General features: G+C 60.7%; 16 protein-coding genes and 3 pseudogenes. 10 read left to right on the forward strand and 9 right to left on the reverse strand.

Annotated elements, in window-relative coordinates:
* The first annotated feature begins 510 nt into the window (after positions 1–510).
* The 7 genes from QRM96_RS12070 to QRM96_RS12100 all read left to right on the forward strand — a co-directional run bounded on the left by QRM96_RS12070 (position 511) and on the right by QRM96_RS12100 (position 8,760).
* Positions 511–831, forward strand: a complete 321-nt coding sequence (locus tag QRM96_RS12070) for a DUF8606 domain-containing protein (RefSeq protein WP_285247703.1) — start codon at positions 511–513, stop codon at positions 829–831.
* A gap of 342 nt (positions 832–1,173) precedes the next feature.
* A complete protein-coding gene (locus QRM96_RS12075; RefSeq protein WP_285247702.1) occupies positions 1,174–2,211 on the forward strand; it encodes a TRAP transporter substrate-binding protein in 1,038 nt (345 codons plus the stop codon).
* Positions 2,212–2,341: 130 nt separating this feature from the next.
* The gene (locus tag QRM96_RS12080; protein WP_285247701.1) at positions 2,342–4,165 is read left to right on the forward strand and encodes a TRAP transporter large permease subunit; all 1,824 of its coding nucleotides are present in this window, start codon (positions 2,342–2,344) and stop codon (positions 4,163–4,165) included.
* On the forward strand, positions 4,162–5,229 hold the full coding sequence (locus QRM96_RS12085) for a LacI family DNA-binding transcriptional regulator (RefSeq protein ID WP_285319844.1): 1,068 nt from the start codon (positions 4,162–4,164) through the stop codon (positions 5,227–5,229). The genes QRM96_RS12080 and QRM96_RS12085 overlap by 4 nt, the downstream gene beginning before the upstream one ends.
* Before the next feature lie 92 nt (positions 5,230–5,321).
* On the forward strand, positions 5,322–6,083 hold the full coding sequence (locus QRM96_RS12090; protein ID WP_285247699.1) for an SDR family NAD(P)-dependent oxidoreductase: 762 nt from the start codon (positions 5,322–5,324) through the stop codon (positions 6,081–6,083).
* Between the two features lie 39 nt (positions 6,084–6,122).
* Positions 6,123–6,548 carry an RbsD/FucU domain-containing protein gene (locus QRM96_RS12095; RefSeq protein ID WP_285247698.1) on the forward strand — a complete coding sequence of 142 codons (426 nt, stop codon included), beginning with the start codon at positions 6,123–6,125 and terminating at the stop codon, positions 6,546–6,548.
* A 2,089-nt stretch (positions 6,549–8,637) separates the two neighbouring features.
* Positions 8,638–8,760, forward strand: coding sequence for a hypothetical protein (locus tag QRM96_RS12100; protein ID WP_285247766.1), 123 nt, complete (start codon positions 8,638–8,640; stop codon positions 8,758–8,760).
* On the opposite strand, the pseudogene QRM96_RS12105 reads toward QRM96_RS12100, so the two are convergent.
* Positions 8,749–8,930, reverse strand: a pseudogene (locus QRM96_RS12105) (oxidoreductase dimerization domain-containing protein); the annotation flags it as partial. The gene QRM96_RS12100 and the pseudogene QRM96_RS12105 sit on opposite strands and share 12 nt — an antisense overlap.
* Positions 8,931–8,982: 52 nt before the next feature.
* Here QRM96_RS12105 and QRM96_RS21020 point away from each other — a divergent pair.
* A pseudogene (locus QRM96_RS21020) lies at positions 8,983–9,564 on the forward strand (FAD-dependent oxidoreductase).
* A 377-nt stretch (positions 9,565–9,941) separates the two neighbouring features.
* Here QRM96_RS21020 and QRM96_RS12120 read toward each other — a convergent pair.
* The gene (locus tag QRM96_RS12120) at positions 9,942–10,340 is read right to left on the reverse strand and encodes a hypothetical protein (protein WP_285247696.1); all 399 of its coding nucleotides are present in this window, start codon (positions 10,338–10,340) and stop codon (positions 9,942–9,944) included.
* Between the two features lie 163 nt (positions 10,341–10,503).
* Positions 10,504–10,719 (reverse strand): DUF6480 family protein, encoded by a 216-nt coding sequence (locus QRM96_RS12125; RefSeq protein ID WP_285247695.1) that lies wholly within the window; start codon positions 10,717–10,719, stop codon positions 10,504–10,506.
* A gap of 313 nt (positions 10,720–11,032) precedes the next feature.
* Between QRM96_RS12125 and QRM96_RS12130 the strand changes: the two genes are divergently transcribed.
* Positions 11,033–11,560: a ZIP family metal transporter gene (locus QRM96_RS12130; protein ID WP_285247694.1), complete on the forward strand. Its 528-nt coding sequence runs from the start codon at positions 11,033–11,035 to the stop codon at positions 11,558–11,560.
* A 284-nt stretch (positions 11,561–11,844) separates the two neighbouring features.
* Complete coding sequence (locus tag QRM96_RS12135) at positions 11,845–13,038, forward strand: cation:proton antiporter (protein ID WP_285247693.1); 1,194 nt, start codon at positions 11,845–11,847, stop codon at positions 13,036–13,038.
* A 239-nt stretch (positions 13,039–13,277) separates the two neighbouring features.
* Here the strand turns inward: QRM96_RS12135 and QRM96_RS12140 are convergent.
* From QRM96_RS12140 to QRM96_RS12165, 6 genes and pseudogenes are all read right to left on the reverse strand, one after another.
* Positions 13,278–14,360, reverse strand: a pseudogene (locus QRM96_RS12140) (YihY/virulence factor BrkB family protein).
* A 133-nt stretch (positions 14,361–14,493) separates the two neighbouring features.
* A complete protein-coding gene (locus QRM96_RS12145; RefSeq protein ID WP_285247692.1) occupies positions 14,494–15,309 on the reverse strand; it encodes a nitroreductase family protein in 816 nt (271 codons plus the stop codon).
* Positions 15,310–16,143: 834 nt separating this feature from the next.
* Entirely contained in the window at positions 16,144–17,013 is an 870-nt protein-coding gene (locus QRM96_RS12150; protein ID WP_285247691.1) for a S1C family serine protease, read from the reverse strand.
* A 571-nt stretch (positions 17,014–17,584) separates the two neighbouring features.
* Positions 17,585–18,055 (reverse strand): hypothetical protein, encoded by a 471-nt coding sequence (locus tag QRM96_RS12155; RefSeq protein ID WP_285247690.1) that lies wholly within the window; start codon positions 18,053–18,055, stop codon positions 17,585–17,587.
* A 364-nt stretch (positions 18,056–18,419) separates the two neighbouring features.
* Positions 18,420–18,587 carry a hypothetical protein gene (locus tag QRM96_RS12160; protein WP_285247689.1) on the reverse strand — a complete coding sequence of 56 codons (168 nt, stop codon included), beginning with the start codon at positions 18,585–18,587 and terminating at the stop codon, positions 18,420–18,422.
* Between the two features lie 142 nt (positions 18,588–18,729).
* Positions 18,730–19,113, reverse strand: coding sequence for a DUF1622 domain-containing protein (locus tag QRM96_RS12165; protein ID WP_285247688.1), 384 nt, complete (start codon positions 19,111–19,113; stop codon positions 18,730–18,732).
* Positions 19,114–19,143: the final 30 nt, after the last annotated feature.

Here is a 19,143-nt window from a genome sequence, read left to right on the forward strand (position 1 = left end):
TCCCTGTGACAATTTGCAGGTGGCGACTCCAATAGAAGTATCGTGGCAGCTGGACGGCATCACAATGGAGGGAACCACTGTCCGGCCGGATGGAGCCGACCCCTGCAGTGATCATGGTCGCGGGGTCCAATCTGATCTAAGCACTCCGCTGACGCTAATCCGAAAACGCCGAAGTGACATTCCAACGCTGACGCAAAGGTAGGGGTGCATGACCAAAGCCCAGGGAGAGGCGCTGCAATACCTTGTTACACCAGTGATCACGTGAGCCTACTTGAAAGGCAGTTCCGCGCCCTTCGGAAACGGAAGGGCCCCTTGTTCAGGCTCCACGGTCACGCAATCTCTTCCCTGCTCAGTCGCGAAGATGATGACACGATCCGAAGTCTGAAGCGGGTCCCCGTTTGGGTAAGACTTGCCCCCGGTGCAAGTCTGAGGCATAGACAAAATGCGGACATTTCCCGTCCCAGGATTTCCCTTGAGCACCTGTTCTACCTGGACCAGGTGGCCAGTCGCTTGGTAGCCGTAGATGACCCTAAGTACGGATACGTCGGCGTCGGCACGGTCACGGGCGAAGCGGTGCCCTTCAGGTACGCCGAGGTACTTCTGGATGGCACCACCCGTCTCGCCGATCTGCCCCTTCAGGGGACCTATGGGTCACCCCAGGACACCACAGAGTCCGCGGAGTATGTCGTCCCCGTCAATTGGAATTCAACCACGACCCGAGAGCGCGCATACCGGCAGAAAGGCATGTTTGCCAACCAAAACAGCGCCTGCCCACTGCGCAATCAGTTCACCATCGACCAACTTGCCGCGTTCTTCGGCATCGAGGCCTGAGCACACCCCCATCAATGGCCGGCTGCCTGACAACGTACCATCCGGTAGAGGATCCGCCTACGGTACGTTCCTCGTGGAGTCATGTTCCCGCCGGAGACTCGTTGTTAGTCTGCTAATTGCACACCCCTTGTGAGCACGTAACCGGTTAGCTATTATGGGATGAATCACATACTTTTCCCTTGGCGCGTAGACACAGGAAGCGCAAAGTGCAGAAAATATCCCACCTTTCGTGCCTTGTATCCGCAATCTAGCACCAAGATTGTGACGTAACCGGTTACGCAGCGCTGTGGGAACGTCGTCCTCTGCGGCTGTCGCCAATCAAAAGAACAAAGGAGATCTGCGATGGGTGAGTACATGACTTCCAGGCGTTCGATACTGAAGTTGGGGTCGGGGGTGTTGTTGAGTGCGGCAGCGGTGCCGCTCCTGTCGGCATGCGGAGGAGGTGCAGGCAGTGCAAAGGAGCAGCTGAAGCTCAAGATGTCGTCCTCAATGTCGGGCCAGCCCGGCAACGCTCACAGCACGTGGTTCACCAAGTTCCAGACGCTGCTAAAGGACAAGGTCGGCGACGCCGTAACGGTCGATTATTTCCCCGACAGCCAACTGGGCGATGAGGCGAAAATGGTTCAGCAACTGAAACTTGGGGCTGCAGACATGATGATCTCGGGCTCGTCCATCTGGTCTCAAGTTGCACCAGAGTTCGGAGTGTTGGACATGGGCTATATTTTCAACAGCTGGGACGGTGTTGGAAAGGCATTGGACTCCGGGGCGGGAGATCAGCTGTCCGGGATACTCAAGGCCAAAGGCGGGGCGCAGATCGTTGGCTGGGCATACAATTTTGGCGCCAGGAACATGATGACCAAAAACGCCGTGGCCGGGCCCGGCGATCTGCACGGGATGAAGATCCGCACCCTGCAGGCCCCGCAGGTGATCGCCACGGTCAATCTCATGGGTGCTGTTGCAACCCCCTTGCCCACGACGGAGGTCTACACTTCCTTGCAGACCGGCCTGATTGACGGGCTTGGGCACGATGCCCCGACGATTCTGCAGAATAAATGGTACGAGACGGCTAAGCACCTCGCGCTGACGGAGCATATTTTCAACCCACTCACCGTGGTCGTTGCCGCCACGACAATGGACAAGATCCCAACCGAGCATCGCGATGGCTTCATGAGTGCGGCCAAGGAGGCCACAGCCTTCCAACGGACCCAGGCAGTAGACGCTGAAAAGAAGGCCATGACTGACCTCCAAGCCCAAGGCGTGGCCGTGACCAAGGTGGACAAGGCAGAATTCAAGAACCTGGTTAAGCCTCTGTGGGAAAAGTTCACCAGCGACAATCCGGAGGCCAAGCCGATTCTGGATGAGATCCTGAAGCAGTCATAACATGGGACCCTCCGAAGAGCACATGCACGCAAGTTTGGCTGCTTCGCCGGATCCATCCGTGGACCGTCCTGGAGGCGTACTGGGTCCGGTCTTGCCGATGGCCAGGGGCCGTTTCGCCAGAGGGTTGGAAGTGGCGATCGCAATAGCCGCTTCGCTTGCCCTGGTAGCAAGCCTGGTCGTGGTCTTTATCTCTGTCATCTCGCGTTATTTCTTCAACAACCCCCTCGCCTGGGCTGGCGAGGTCAGCGGAACGATGCTGGTGACTATCGGGTTTTTCGGCGGCGCATTGGCCTTGGCACGGGGTGAGCACCTGGGCGTAGCCGCGCTTCGAGATCGGCTGCACGGCTGGGTCGGGGAGGTCAATGAGGGGCTGATCGCCTGGATTGTGGTGATCGTCGCTGTGGCGCTGTGCTGGTCAAGCAGGGCCATTATCGGCGCAGTGGCGGGTCAGACGATGTCCAGCGGGCTCCCGGAATATCTCAACTTCTATCCCGTTCTGATCAGTGGCGTCGTAATGGCAGTATTCGCCGTCGTGGATCTGGTTCGCCTCAGGGTGCGGGCACTGCTGAGCTCAGCTGGCGTACTTGTTGCGCTTGCTGGAATCTGGATGCTTTGGGTGTACCTTCTTCCGGGCTTCGCGCCGTTGCCGATTGTGGTGTTGTTGGTGGGGTTTGCCGCGGCGCTGATCATTGGCGTGCCGATCGCGTTCGCGCTTTGCCTGGGTGCCCTGTTGTTCTTCTGGACCGGCGGTGGTGTACCAATCGCCCTTTTTGCCCAGCAAATGGAGTCCGGGATTTCCAACGGGGTGCTGCTCGCGATTCCGTTTTTTGTCTTGGCAGGCTTGGTTATGGAAATCAATGGCATGTCCAAGAGGCTTATTGATCTGCTGTTGCTTGGTGCGGGGCGCTCCCGTGGCGGCCTCCGGATTGTGATGATCGGTGCGATGGCACTCTTCTCCGGGATCTCGGGGTCGAAAAGCGCGGACGTTGCGGCGGTCGGGACGACCCTATTGCCGGCCATCCGGAAGGCAGGTCAGGATGATAAGGACGCCGTGGCGCTGCTGGCCGCCACGGCCGTGATGGGGGAAACGATTCCGCCTTGCATCAACATGATTATCCTGGGCTACGTAGCCAACCTCTCCATCGGTGGCCTGTTCGTGGCCGGTGTTGTGCCGGCCGCTGTCATTGGCATTGCCCTGCTGGTTGTAGCTGTCGCCACGGCACCGAGTATTGGCGACGCTGCCAAGCTGGGCGCAGGCGCTTTTGTGCCGCGACGAAGCGGATCGCAGATTTTGAAGCTGGTCGCCGGGGCATCAACAGCCCTGGTTATGATCGTGATCATCTTCGGCGGCATCCTCGGAGGAATTGCCACCCCAACAGAAGTCGCTGCTTTCGCGGTCGTCTATGCTTTCGTAGTCGGCGGCCTCATTTTTCGGGAAATGAAATTGGGCATGACCGCATCATTCCTCGTACGCTCCGCTTCCCTGTCCGGAATGATCTTGTTTATCGTCGCAGCAGCCCAGGCTGTCACCTACGTACTTACGGCCCAGCAGGTCCCTCAGGCCATGGCGCAGTTCCTCGTCGGACTCGCCCATGCGCAAGGAACGTGGTTGTTCCTGTTGGTCTGCACGGCGATGCTAGTCGTGATGGGCTCTGTCCTGGAGGGTGCTCCGGCATTGATTATCTTCGGTCCCTTGTTGCTGCCAATTGCTGTTCAGCTCGGCGTGAATGAGCTTCAGTTCGGGATTCTGCTTATTCTGGCCATGGGTCTCGGGCTGTTCTCGCCACCATTAGGAGTAGGCCTTTACACGGCGTGCGCCATTGGGGGTGTGCCGATGGAAAAGGTTGCCCGGCCCATGATCAAGTATCTCGTGGCGATCGTCGCAGTACTCATCGGGATCATTTTCATACCCTGGCTGACTCTGGCACTGCCCCATGCTTTAGGGCTGGGATGATGACCATTATGAACGGTAAAAACCCTGTGCCCACGATCCGGGCAGTGGCCGTCGAAGCTGGCGTCTCCGTCGCGACCGTCTCCGCTGTCATCAACCAGACCCGTTTTGTCAGCGCGGAGACTGCCCGTCGGGTAAACGAGGCCATCAAACGCAGCGGCTACCGGCCCAATCGGCTCGCCCGTGGCCTCAGTACCCGGCAGACAAAGACCATCGGCATCGTCATGCCGACCATCCTGAGCCCCATTGCTCCGCTGCTTCTCAAGTCGGCTGCTGACGTTTTGCACGAGCACGGCTTCGCTGTCCTCTTCTCGAATACGGAGATGCAGGCGACATGGGAGGAGCAGGCGATCGAGCTGATGTTCGATTCACAGGTGGACGGCCTTCTGGTGGTGCCTGCCAGTGAAACGCTGGACACCCTCAAGCTGTTCGCCGATGCAGGGAAGCCAGTGGTTCTGCTTCTTCACGGGCTCAGCGGGGTCAGCGGATGCGACGTCATACGGTCAGGAAACTTCAAAGGATCGCTGGATGCTGTGAACCATCTGATTGGCCAGGGAGCCCAGCGCATCGCGGTTCTCGCACTTCCTCTGGTCAGCGAGTCGGAGAAGGACCGCATGGATGGATTCCGTACCGGGATCCTGGCAGCGGGAAGGACCCTTGACCCCGAACTAATCCGAGTGGGCGCGCCCAGTGAAAGCGGCGACAGTGAGCAGCACGGCTACCAGGAAACCCTAAAGCTCATGACCCTGCAACACCCCCCGGACGCGATCTTCGCGATGAATCAGTACATGGCTATTGGCGCCCTGTCGGCTCTTAAGGAACTGGGTCAGCGAATACCGTCGGACGTGGCCCTGATCGGGTACGACGATCTCATTTGGACAAGAAACCTTGAGCCGCCACTGTCCGTGGTCGCCCAACAAGTAGAGCTTATCGGGCGTATGGGTGCCATGCGTCTCATCGGCAGGCTCGAGAACAACGACAGGTATGACACCCCGGAGTCTGTCACCGTTGACACCCACCTCATCGTCAGGGCATCCAGCGACCGCGCTGGCACGGCCACCGGTTGAGCCCCCCCTTCCTGTTCCACTTTCCCCAATAGCGCTCGTTCGGCGGGAACACGCCCCCGATGGGCTTACCGACTGATATGGAGATTACCTGAATGGCACTTTTACTCACCAACAAGAACGTCCTGGTCACTGGCGGAGGAATCGGCATTGGAAGAGAAATTTCCCTCGAGCTTGCCCGCTCCGGCGCCAACGTGGCGATCACCTACTTCACCCACCACCCCGACGAGGAGTTGGCCCGGGAAGTCAAGGAGGCCTCGGGCAGGGAACTCACGGCAGTCCAACTCGACGTCACCTCTGAGGCTGACGTTCGGAAAGCCCTGAGCGATATCGGAACCCGGTTTGGCAGCATCGACGTACTTGTCAACAATGCCGGCGGTCTCATTGAACGGGCATCAATCGATGAAATGGATTTCGCGCTGTGGAACAAGGTCATGGCCGTCAACCTTGACAGCACGTTTCTCGTTACCCACTACGCTCTGCCTTTCATGACTACCGGCTGGGGCAGGATCATCAACATCGCTTCTTTGGCCGGCCACAATGGCGGCCACCCCGGCGCGGTTGCGTATGGCACTTCGAAGGCTGCGATCTTTGGCTTCACCAGAGGCCTCTCCAAGGAGGTTGCCGCCCGGGGAATCACAGTGAACGCCGTGGCCCCCGGCTTCATCGAAGCCACACCGTTTCACGACACCTTCACGACAGCTGAATCCAAGTCATCAACCATCGCCTCCATCCCACTACAGCGGGCCGGTAACCCGTCCGATGTTGCCGGCGCCGTAGCCTGGCTTGCTTCACCCCAGGCCTCATTTGTGACCGGGACCACCGTCAACGTCAACGGAGGCCAATATTTTGCGTAGTGCAGAGGCGACACAAACCGGAGCGGAGAGGGAAAGGGCGTGATTACCGCTAGACTCACACACCCGAACATGCTCGCAGCCCTTGCCGCCGCCGGGCATGGTTCCTCTGTGCTCCTGACCGACGGTCACTACCCGGCCAAAACAGCAGTGGGTCGCCATGCCCAGACGGTCCATCTGAACCTCACATCGGGCACGCCGACAGTTCCCGAGGTCCTAACCATTGTGCTTGACACAATTCCTGTAGAGCAGGCTACGCTGATCAGTCCAAGTGCCGACGCCCTGCCCTCAGTGGTCCAGCACGAAATCCTGCAATTGCTTCCCGACCCGATTCCTATCGCATACGTGGGGAGGCATGATTTCTATGCACTTGCGCGAACTACTGATCTGGCCCTGTGCGTGGTCACCGGCGATAACCGCAGGTTTGCCAACGTGCTGCTCACCATTGGTGTCCTTAACCCTAGATAAAGCGCCTGCCGTCACCGCCCGGGGCAACCGCGGGCTCCATCTTCACGGCAGCGAAGTGGACGTGCTCCACACGCTGACCCCGGCCCGCCTCGGCGCCATGGATGAGCGACGCGACTCTGCGGCTGCCGCGATCACTCCGGCAGCGTTTGCGGTACGGGCACTTCAATCAATGGTCTCGACAACAGGCCGCTGAGCAAGCAGCTTGCGTGGATGCGACAGGACCAACGCGAGTCGTAGGGCCGCGGGACTGTGTCGACGGAACAACTGACCCTAGTAATAGTGCGGGACAAAGGGGACCCTTCGTGCCGTTGGCTCTTGTCGAAAGCCGGTAGTTAGCGGGGAGTACTGCAGTGGCGGTGTTCTACCTTGCTGGGGAGGTTCCTTCTAGCCTTCATCGAGGAGCTCCGCCAAGGGTTGGCTCCTGGTCTCAGGAAAAATTCAGGAGCCAACCCGACCTCTGCATGTGCCATCCCAAAGAGGGTCGATGTGAGTTCAGTAGTGTGCTGCAGCGTCGCAGTGTTGTTGCTCGACAAACAGCGCACTATCCGGGCGTAGGCCGACTCCCGCGCTGCTACAGGAGTCGGCTTACAGGGCCAAGCGCCGCATCTGCTTCACGGGCCGCTACATCTTCGCTTCTGCGCCTCAAGGTTGCCCCAAGATCTCTCCACCATGCCCGCAATCTTGGATTTCAGTCCGCAGAGCGGAGGCCTCAGCCTATGAAGAAGGCCCGCAGGTTGGGGGGAACCGCGGGCCTTCGACGAAATGATATAAAGCAATCACAAGAATAACGAATGGACAATTAGGACCGCAGCTTCGCGGCCGGTTCCATTTGTCGGGGCATACTATTTTCGCAATCAACGAGAGCTGGTGCGCCACCAGCGGCAGAACCGCAAACAATAAGCCGAGGGGGCCATGAGTCAGGAACAGGGCGCTCAAGCTCATCCTGCGCCGTCGGAACGGACGATACACAAGGCACCGAACGCTGAGTCGGTGGCAATGTACCGGAATGGCATTCCGACATCGAAGATCGCTTCTAGTGCGGGCGTGGAGGGCAGTACCGTCCGCTACCATCTGGGCATCGCAGCCCCGGCCGAACCTGACATCAAAGCCGAGCACAAGGCGGCCAAGGGCCCTGTCGCCGGGCGACAGCAGGTGGGCTGCAGAACACGGCCGACACCATCAGCTTCCATGAAAGGGAAGGCCGGCTCCCATCCAGCAGTGGTTACACGCCCCGTGAACGAGCCTTGGCCTCGTGGCTCCTTACGCGATCGAGGGCGGCGGCCCGCGGCACCCTCTCCCCGGCATACCGTGAGGGCCTGGCCGTCATTCCCGGCTGGGACAGGCAGCTGACGCGGGCGGAGGAGAACACGGCCCGTTGGGACCGCCGTCTGGCCGAGCTGGTTAAATACCGGCAGGACGGTAACGACTGGCCCCTGCTCCAGAAAGCGTCCAGCGAAGAGTACGGATGCTGGGGGCGTGGTTGCACGGGCAACGAATCAGCTTCCGCAAGGGAACCCTCAGCAAGGAACACGAACGCAAGCTGGATGCCCAGTTCGACGGTTGGCGGCAAGGCAGATCACACAGACGTGCCGGTGACAAAACCAGTCACGCCGCGGTTAAGGCCATGCACGGAGCCCCGGCGCAGCACAGGCACGCCATCGACTGATGCGTGCCCGGTTTTTCGGGTTACCTGTGGGAGCACTGTTTTTTCTTGGACGCCGGACGTACTGTAAGCGGAATCCCTCGACTTTGGGATTCGGGTTCAACGGGAATGATGAGGATGGGCTGAAGGAGATGACGCTCAAAGAGGAGTGGGACCGGCTTGATTCAGAGACACGCCAGTGGCTTCTCGATAATCCAGGATGCGTCCTTGTGCCGAACACGATCACAGCCCGGATCCAAGACACTTCCGCTAGGCAGATCGAAGTAGATGAGCACGGTCAGATGATCCTCTCCTCTCTCGTGAAGATCTCGATTTCATCCGCGAGAAGGGTACTGGCGTGGGCGCAGCCCACATCAGTGACGACCTGCGGTTCTTCGATGCAACCAAGCCCAGGGAAAGCGAATAGAGACCTTTAGGCCTCGCAGCATGCCTTTGCTGACCAGGCCCGCACTACTTATTTCAATGCTCGAAGCCAGGGTTGAGGACCTGAACGACCAGGTGCGGGCTGCGCAGTCCATCAACCGGACCATGATGAAACAGAAGGACTAGCGGGCTCCAGAGGTTCGCGACCTGTTCGGCGGTCATGCCGGCTTCCCGGATGTGCCGCCGGCCGCTGCCAGTTCACCGGCTTCCTTGCCGACCGCGGTGATGCCCATGATCCGGCCGATGCTGCCGTCGGCAAGGATTTTGATAAAGCCGCGGGTGTCGCGGTTCACGAGGGGACCGGTAGAAGGCCTGCCGGCCACGGACTACCTGACCTCCACCACCGCAATGGAACTGGAGGAAGTGCCCGACCCCCTACTTGTCTTCGGCGGTGGTTACGTCGCCCTGGAACAGGCACAGCTCTTTGCCCGCCTCGGATCCCAGGAATCATGCTGATCCCTTCCCGCCTCGCCTCTGCAGATGACTTCAGAAGCCCCCGGGCCCTGAAGTCATCGCAGACGAGGTCGTCCGGCGGGTCAGTGCGCGGACGTAACTTCCGTCCGCACGGACCCCGACACAGCAGAAGTGATCGCCAGAGCCACAATCGCCGGAGGCCAGGAGGAGTTCCGTGCCTCGACACTGCTGGTCGCCACCGGACGCCGCGCTGTCACCGCCGGCATGAACCTGGAAACTGTCGGCGTCAAAACCGGAGACCGCGGAGAGATCCTGGTCCAGAACACGCTCGTTAGCTCCAACCCCAGGATATGGGCCGCCGGAGACGTGACCGGGGCACCGCGAATTGGTCTACGTGGCCGCCGCGCACGGCTCCATCATGGTCAAAGACGCGTTCAACGACCCCGGGAGCGACGTGGACTGCGGCACCGGCCGCTGTCAGGTTCACCAGCTGGGCCCTGGCCGCGGTGCGCATGACCGACAAGGAAGCTAGGGACGTCGGCATCCAATGCGAATGCCGGGTCCCGCCGCTCGAATACGTTCGCGGGCGGCGCCCAGGGGCTCGATTCGGTGGTGACGAGGTAGTGGGCGGCGCGGACCTCGCTCCGGGCACCGTCGGGGCCTGTGAATTCAGGACGGCTGACACAGTCAAGCGCATGCATTAACTCAAGATCATTATTGAGTGCATCTTATTACTGTTGGTCGAGCACATGCTTTGCGGTTTACTCAGGTTTTTGGATCTCGTCCGGCTTGCACGGTAGGACGACTGATTTCAAGGGCGTTGTCCGTGGCGCCGAGCCGGTCAACGTGCCTGGTGACTGACGTGCGATGGCGGCTCCCATTCGCACTGGAAGTCAGGCATCCATCCCTCGGAACACAGCTTCAGCGGCGGCCCCGAATGCCAGGTGCGGAATTATGTCCGCCGCCCAGTCGGCGACTGACCATTGCCGCGGGTCTGTGACCCGCAGCACGATCATTGGGGCGTTGCCGGCCAGCAGCGCCATCGCGGACGCTGCTACGGTGCCGGCTGTCCGTCCCGGCCTCCACCCGGCTGTACGCAGTCCTGCCGCCGCAATTCCGGCGGCTAGCCCGGCGCCCACCCCCACCAGCGGGCCGAGACCGGCGACCCGGTTTTCTTGTTCCTTTTCGCTGCCCTGGAGGCGAATTCCGAATACCTCCGCCACCTTACGGACGGATTTTTCCGGAGTGCTGCTGCCAGGGCGCCCGCGCAGCACCATGTCCAGATAGGTCAAACTGTTCAGCGCAGTAGTCCCAGCGGCGCCGGCCGCAGCACCAACAAACAGCGTTCGCCGCAGAGGTCCACTTCCTAACATCACCATCGCTTCCTCCCTCTCCGCTCTCTCCCAAGTTTCCTCTTCGGCAGGCCTTAACCCGGCCACGGGCCGGGGCATCCGATCAGTCGCGTCCCCGGTCGACAGCGGTCTGCGCTGCGGCCGGTGGGGTCTCCCCAGGGGAAACGCCTCCTCCGGGTTCCAGGCCGGTTATTGGCTCATCTGCAGGATTGGGGTTTACGCCGTCATAGCTGTCCGTGGGGCCTTCCTTTGATGTCACATCGTCATTGTCGGGATTGTCCAAACTGGAAGGGTCCTTATCCGGATGGTCGTTGCTCATTGTCCTGCCTCCGAAGCGGTCACCGTGACTATAATCAAAGCCCTTTCAGTGTCTCCTATTCGGACCGCTCGCTCCAGCAAATCTTTGTCGCACGTACACAGTGAACCGTCACAGCGGGCTCCCGGTATTGCCCAAGCCGCGATGTTCGTGGCCTTTCCTATCGTGGCGGCCATCCTCGGATCGGTCATCGACATTTTCCGGCCCCCCGGGGGGCGAAAACCACAAGTGCTGTGCAGCACTTCGCGGCCGGGTGGTGATGGCCGCTCTGGCTGGTGAGGTGCTCCCGGACCTGCGCAAAGAAGGAAGCCTGCTGTTGGCTGTCGTCGGGTTCGTTGCTGGCACGGCCGTCATGCTGACACTGGCCGCGGTCGGTCGGAGGCTTGACCGGAAGCAGGGATCGTCTGAGGCGGGGCTGCCCGTGGGCTTGCTCGCGGCGGTGGGAATCGATCTGCTCCTGGACGCCCTGCTGGTTGGCCTCGGCGCGGCGCTTGGCGCGAAGCAGGGTCTCATCCTGACTGTCGCCCTGACCATCGACATACTCTTCATTGGTCTGACCGTAACGATTGAGCTGACTCGGCACCGCCTGTCCCGGATGAAGGCTGTCCTCACGACCAGTGGTCTCGGCTTACTCACAGGTGTTGGAGCGCTGGGCGGGGCCGCTGTCCTGGGCGGCGCCAGTCACCAAATCCTCGCCCTGGTCCTTGCCTTCGGCGCTGCGGCACTTCTCTACCTCGTCGTTGAGGAGTTGCTGACCGAGGCCCACGAGCACGCCGAAACCGCATTCCTGGGCTCGATGTTCTTCATCGGCTTCCTCACCATCTACATAATGTCTGCTCTATAAGCCCCGTTGGAGCACAGAAAGTCAGGTGTCTTGTCCAATTTCTTCCGGCGGCGATTCAGGTCAGGATCCCCGCAGGACCTGCCACCCAGCGCCATATGGTCCACATGTTCGCCGGACGCATCGGAATGGTCACCGTCGCATCGGCTCTCGCGCTCTCTTCCCGGGCCCGGCTGTACCAACTCCCCGAGGAAGGCCGCGTCATCGGATAGCTCCTCCAGCGCCTTGTGCGGACCCTTCCCCGACCGGCGCTCAGTTTAGGCTTGGAAAAGAATAGGGAGGTGGCTGTGGCTACTGCACTGTTGTTGTCTTTCGCTGTCCTGCTGCTTATCGGGGTGCTGATCTCCGAGCGGGCCCACCGAACGGTGCTGTCCACCGCCGTTCTCTTCCTCGTCGGGGGTTTCGTCCTGGGCCCCGGAGCTATGGGGGTCATACCCGTCACCTCCGGTGACCCGATCGTGAGCGGGTTGGCGGAACTGGCGTTGTTCTCGGTGCTCTTCACGGACGGGATGCGCGTCGGCTTCCGCGACTTGGCCACTGCATGGCGGCTGCCCGGCAGGGCATTGCTTCTCGGCCTGCCGCTTACGCTCGCCCTGACCGCTGTCTTCGCCCACTACATCGTCGGTATGCCCTGGCTGGAGTCCTTCCTCCTCGGGGCCATCCTCGCCCCCACGGACCCGGTCTTCGCCTCCGCGATCGTCGGCAGGGAAGAAGTCCCCGGCCGGCTCAGGCACCTGCTCAATGTCGAATCCGGCGTCAACGATGGCCTGGCGCTGCCGATCGTGCTGATCCTGCTCGCCGCCGCCGGCGGCAGCAACACCCGTGGCGAGGATCTCCTCGTCGAAATCGTCCTCGGCGTCGCGGTTGGAATCGTCGTCCCGATCATCGTGCTTGGACTCGAACGCCTGCCCTTCCTGCAGGCCATCCAGTCCCTGCAGCCCTTGCTCGCGGTATCCATCGGGCTGCTGGTCCTGGCGATCTGCCAGGCGACCCATGCGAACCTCTTTCTGGGCGCTTTCGCCGCCGGCATCACCGTGGCCACCTTTGGCACCGCACTCCGCCACGAGTTTGAGCAGTTCGGAGAACTCGTCACCGAACTGCTCAAACTGGCCGCCATCATGGTTTTCGGGGCCTTGATTACGCCAACCTTCCTGTTCAGCGAGATCTCCTTCGCCGGCTGGGTTTTCGCCCTGCTCGCCCTGATCGTGGCCAGGCCCCTGGCTCTGCTGGTGGCCTTCATCGGCGCCAAACTCAGTCTCGGGGAACAAGTCACTGCGATGTGGTTCGGCCCCAAGGGTTTTGCCTCGGTCGTCTATGGCCTGATCATCCTCGAATCAGGCATCGCACGTGCCGACCAGATCTACCATCTCGTCGCCCTGGTCATCGTCCTTTCCATCTTGTCCCACTCCTCCACCGACGTCCTCATCGCCCGCCGGTTCGCCCGCAATCAAAAGGCAACGCCAGTTGCCGCCAAGGATTGATGAAAGCGGGCCTCATGCTCCGGAACGAACAGTTCCGTCCGGAGCACGGATTCTCTCCCCTGACACTCTTCGCCAGGACGCACTCGATGGGTCCACCCTCGCCGCCGCAGCACCCAAATTTCGCGACTGCGGACAATTTACGCCCTGCCGTGGCAGCCCCCACCAGCGTCAGCGCAACATCGTGTCTATCGAGATGGATGTCCGCTAGAAATTCGGGGCATCATTGCGCGTGAAAGCTGTTATTCGCGTCCGTCCTGCCTTTTGATGGGCATGTGGTTCTCCCGTAGTCTTCGTCCCCGCCGAATGTCCTCTTTCTCCTGCTCATGGAGCTTCTCGCTCTTCTCGGTGTCCCTAGGTGGCAACTGAATGCTCTCCTCGGCTTTGATGCCTGCCTGAAGTTCCCGGCCGCGCTCAATCTCAGCGTCGAACTCTGCTCCAAAAAGCAGCGAGAGGTTAAGGATCCAGAGCTACAGCAGCATAATGATCACACCGCCGATCGCTCCGTAGGTCTTGTTGTAACTACCGAAGTTGGCGACATAAAAGCCGAACGCAAGAGATGCCAGCACGAAGACCATCAGTGCTATGAAGGAGCCGGGGCTCAACCAGCGGAACCTGGGCTGTCGGACGTTGGGGGTGGCGTAGTACAGGACGGCGATCACCACAATGACCAAGATAGTAATGACTGGCCACTTAGCGATGTTCCACACCATCACGAACAGCGCGCCAAGTCCCAGTACCTCGCCTATCCCTTTGGCCAAAGGGCCGGTGATCACCAGCATGGCCGCAAGCAGGGCCACGATCACGATGGCAAGGACCGTCACGCCCAGCATCGTCGCGCGGAACTCGACGAAGCCGCGGCCTTCATCTATTTCGTAAATGCGGTTCATGGCACGGCCAAAGGCGCTGACGTATCCTGAGGCCGTCCAAAGAGCGGTTAGGACACCGATAATGAGGGTAAAGCCTGCCGCCGGTGATGTGGTCAGCTCCTCGAGGGGCTGACGGATCATGTCCCCCGTCGAACCGGGGGCTATGTTCCTCACGACGGCCAGGAGGGCGCCCGTCGTTTTCTCAGCCTGACCAAAGATTCCCAGTAGGGACACCAGGGCGAGCAGCGCCGGGAAGAGAGACAAAACGGAGTAGTAGGTCAAAGCGGCCGCAAGGTCGGGACATTGGTCTTCACTGAACTCCCGAAAGGTTCTCCTGAGGATATATTTCCAAAACAGCCGGGTCAGGTCCGTAGGGCTGTCGGGTTTGCGGTCATCATCCGGAGCCGGCGCGGCCGCCTTTGCTGTGCTCGATTCTGGATGCTCACGAGTTGCCATGCCAATCCTTCCTCGATAAGCAGGTTAATATCAACCCGCAGGGAAACTTCATCAAGAGATCGAACCGTTCGTGCGGCTGCCATCGGGACAGCACGTAATTCGAGCCCCACAACAACGCATCCCGGAAACGCCTTTAGCTGCCGGCACCTGTGCCGGAGGGCCCGTCCCAGCCTGTCTGGGCCGTGGTGCACTTCTCACGAAAGACGTATTGGGAGGGCTCCTTGCGTTCGCGGCTGGACCAGTCGATGACGGGCCGGCGCTGCTCCGGCGGGAGGTAACCCAGCCGATACACGGCCATCAGTTGGAGGTCCTGGGGAACCTGCAGCAATTCCTCGATGCGCTTCCAGTTCTCGGGAACTTCCATCGGGAAGGAAACGAACTGGATGCCCATGCCGAGTTGCACCGTAGCCAGCCACAGATTTTCCACCGCTGCACCCATGCTGAAGACGGAATAGAATGCCGAGAGTTGGCCCACTTGGTATTCGGCCCGCTCCAGCATCACACCCAACAGCAGTGGCGATCCGGCGACCAGTTTGCGGTTCTCCTGGCCTAATGTTTGGGGAACGCGCAGCAGATTCATCAGGGCTTGCCCGGACGAGGTCAGAGCTGTTTTGGCGAACGGGCGCAGCAGGGCTGGTAACTGGTCGAAGAGCATCCCGCTGCGGTGTTCGTCCATTTCTTCGCGACTGAACCGAAAGTACTTTTTGTAGCGTCGGAAGAAGCTCCCCTCGGCCATCACTTTGGTCATGCTGGTGCCGCTGATCCGGGCTATGTGGTCAATTGTGTTCCTGTCCTCGATCAGGACGAATCGCCACGGCTGGCTGTTGAACTGTGATGGCGCTGCCGCGCCGGCTCTAACAAGCAGCTGCTGGTGTTCTTCGCTGACCTTGTCCGGCAGAAACGGCCCGTTTGTAGTTTTTCGGTTGAATACCACATCCAGGAATTCCATAGCTTTACCTCCACGCGTTGAGATACTGATCAAATACAAGAGGGGACGCAGCCAGTGCGATGAGTGCGTGCCGGAGGGTGCTACAGGATCCGGCCACCGGCAGAGCAGCAAGCGGCACGGCCGCCGGAAGCAGAAACCATCCAGCCCGAGAGGAGGACCAGTGGACTGACCGCCACGGCCGCGAGGACACAGGTGGCGATGAACGGAATTGTGATGCACTCGGCGGGCACGGGCAGAACGGCGCCTCGCCGGACAGTCACTACTCCCCACCCGCAGCTCCCCACGTAACTGGCTTCGGCGAGCCCAAAACAGGCTTGAACGCCCGTCACCAGCTTCCCCTCTCGGTTCCAGCGCACCTGAGGCCCTCGGTCCTGTCCCGGGGGTGCCCCGGAAGGGGATAATGCCATGCCAAGGACGCGGCGTCCTGTCCTTCGAAACCACCCGGACTCCGAAATCGGTCCCTGGCCTGAAAATTCCCAGTCAACACCTTCGGTGATGGCAGGGTAGGCAAGGTACGCATCCACCAGCGCCTGGACATCGTCGGGCAGGTATCGGACATGGACCCCGTGCTCCTGATCGGCGGCTGATTCTTCCAGCACCGGCAGGACGGCCTGCCTGAATGTTGGGTCTTTGTCGGTGAGGAACTGGATGTAGGAGTCGGGCAGACGTGACAGGACGCCCTGTCGTTTTTCTGTAACCGAGGAACCGGCCCCTTCCTCAAAATTGTCGGGTCCAAGAGGAGCAGGTGCCAGCCACTCAAACGTCTCGCCGAGTACGCCTCCGTAGAGTTGCTGCCAGGTAAGGTTGCGGCCCGTTGCCGCAGGGAGCAGCTGCTCAGGGTGCGGTGGCCAGGTTCCCGAGGGTGACGTGCAGGGTCTGTGGTGTTGAGTCGCGCTGCACCACGATGTCGACCTGCTGTCCGGGATCCTGCTTCCTGAGGGCCACGAGCAGGTCCGTAACGTTTCCAACCTGGGTTTCGGCGAATTTGGTGATGATGTCACCAGCTTTCATGCCGGCGCTCTCCGCGGGACCGCCTGGGGAAACGTTGACGATCAACGCTCCGGCCGTAGCAGGCAGAGAGAACCGTTGGGCCAGTTGCGGTGTGATATCCGTGGGCACGACACCAAGCGCAGCGTGTTTGACCGCTCCACGGGCCAGGAGTTGGTCGGCAACGACGGTAACCGTGGAAGATGGGGTGACAAACCCGATTGCAACCGCGCCGGAGCTGGGTGGCAGGTACGCCTCGGATAGTCCGATGACCTGTCCGGAGGAGTCTGCTACTGCCCCGCCGGAGTTACCGGGAGAAATGGGGGCATCGGTTTGCAGTAGGTCGATGGCTCCGTGTGGAGATTCCTTGGAAGGCGGCATGTTCCGGTGCAGACTGGACACGATTCCTGCGGTGACTGTTTCCTCCAACCCCAAAGGACTTCCGATCACAACGGTCATTGAGCCCACTTCCGGATCGGAAGAAGCGAATTTGGCTGCCGGAAGGCCATTGCGGTCGACCTTGATGACGCCAACGTCCGTGACATCGTCCACGCCCAGGACGGTGCCTTGGGACTGCGAGCCGTCGGCGAACTGCACCTGAACGTTCTTGAAGGGCTGTTTCTGCTCGTTCTCGACGACGTGGGCGTCGGTGACGATGGATCCGTCGCTGTGGTAGATGACTCCGCTGCCGAGGCCGATATCTGTGCGGATCGTCACGACTGACGGTTCAACTTCCTTGACCACGCCCGGAACCGCAGGCAGTCCCCCACTTGCCGGCGGGGCAGCCGCTGGAACGGAAACCGTCGATGATGCTGCGGAGGAGCTGGATGTTGGCGTGGAATTCCCGGTGCACCCAGCCAAGGCGAGTGCCGCTGCCGTCACTGCAGCTGCCGGGCAAATCCTGAAGCATTTCATGGGGTTACTCCTTCTTGAGAGCCCCCAAGGAAGCGGGCCCCTTGCGCCTCTGAAACTGTTCCGGCAGCACCGTTTTGGCTGGTGAGAAGCATTCGCACCCCGCCCGCCTGGATTTTCCGGGTTGCCAGGAAGAACTAGGTAGTTTTATTCAACCGCACTAATTGCGTAAACGCAACGGTCACTGCCTGGCAGCTCGCTGAAGGCATGACCTCAGGATGAAGACTTCCGCCCCCTCGGGAGGCGGTGGAAGTTGTGCTTTTCTGAGATTCGCATCTTGGTGAGTGGTTGTTCGGGGTGCTCGACGCTCCGCGGCGCCGCGGTGTCGATGGTCCCATGTGCGCTGACTGGTACTGGTCTTCGGGTCCGCTGGACGTCAGCGGGATGGGCTTGGAGATGGAATGTACGGCCGGTACTGGTCAAAGGTTCCGTTCTGGATGGGCACGTTGATTGAGGCCTGTTGCCCTTTCACTGTTACCAGTAGATCGGTACGGGCACCGGGCGGCTCCTGCGTGCTGTTGAAGATCAGACGTGACTGGTCAAACTCGACGTGTCCCAGAGCGGGGATCTTCACTGGATGTTGTTCATCGGAGTCGGCAAGGACCATTTGTATGTCCGTAGCGGTCGTATTGAAGATCGTTCCCAGGACGCGCCCGGGTTCGCTCTGCCCGGACGTCACGATCAGGACGCTCCGCAATTGCAGTCCCGAGAAGTTCAGGTCCGCGCCGAGGGCAATGGGGTCGCGATCTCCTTCAGAGGAGTGGTAGCAGCCGGTCAACACAGCCGCTGATATCGCCAGGGCCGGGATCAGGCGGAAGAACTCTGTGATGCTTCGGGCGGGTTTCATGGGAGGTCCTTATCGTGGTGCTGTGAATTGATTGGCTGATCAAACCTGAAGCCGCAGGCGCAACTGTAGGTGATGACAACGTCGTGGACGGTGCTGGTGCGGCATTCTCCAAGGGGTCCCTGGCGTGATGTCGTCATTGGCTCGCCGCAATGGGTGTGCGTTGTGAGCATCCGAAGAAGCTGGGGATCGATTGACATTGCTTTCAGGCCTTCCGTCCCGCGTTGTTTCATGACTCATCACGGCCTGTTTTGACCTCGGCGCCGGTGGATCTTGTATGCATTGTGGCCTCTCTGGGATATGTCGGTGGTGGGATGGCCGCCCCTCGCCGGCCGGTAGCGCCCCTGCCTGTGAAGGAGTGGATCGTCTAATTACGCCGGGCGGGAAAGCAAGGGCTCGCCCGTTCGCCGGTTAGCTGGCTCATCCTCGAGACGCCAACGCCCGTCCTGGCATCCAGATAGTGCTTGATGCCCGCTGATTCCATGACCAGCCCGTACAGCCGCTGAAAGTCGTCGTCGAGATTCTGGCCGCTCATGCTTCCCACCTAAAAAATGTGGCTGCGGGCGCGCAGTACGCCCGCGGGTCCTGTGCCGGATCGAGGACGGAGCCGCGCCGGCCCCGTGCCGGCAGGTGGTGCCGGCGACGAAAGTAGATATTGCGGACATCGACGCCTCATCTCAGGCTGAGCCGGAGGCGGGAACCGGCTCGGTGTCTTTTTGCCATGGCCACCGTCCGGTGATTTCCAGCTCCAGAGAGAAGCTTAGGAATGTCCGGATGACCACGATCACCGACAGGACGCCGACACTGGTAAAGGTGGGCGTCACGGCCACGGTGCGAATGATGTCTGCGGCGACCAGGAGTTCAAGGCCAAGAAGGATGGACCGCCCCAGCAACTGCCGGTATTCCCGGTAGAGCGACCGGTTTAGGGGACGGCTGCCTTCCTCGAGGTTTCGGCGGCGTACAGCCAGCGGCACGGAGACCACGGCGCCGATGACCATGACGGCCACTCCCGCAAAGTCCAGGTACCGCCCGCTGGTTTCGATAATGAGTCGCAAATCCACGTCTGTCTCCCCGCAAGCTGCGTCTCGCCC

It is taken from the genome of Pseudarthrobacter sp. lyk4-40-TYG-27 (assembly GCF_030209295.1).
Classification (GTDB): Bacteria; Actinomycetota; Actinomycetes; order Actinomycetales; family Micrococcaceae; genus Arthrobacter.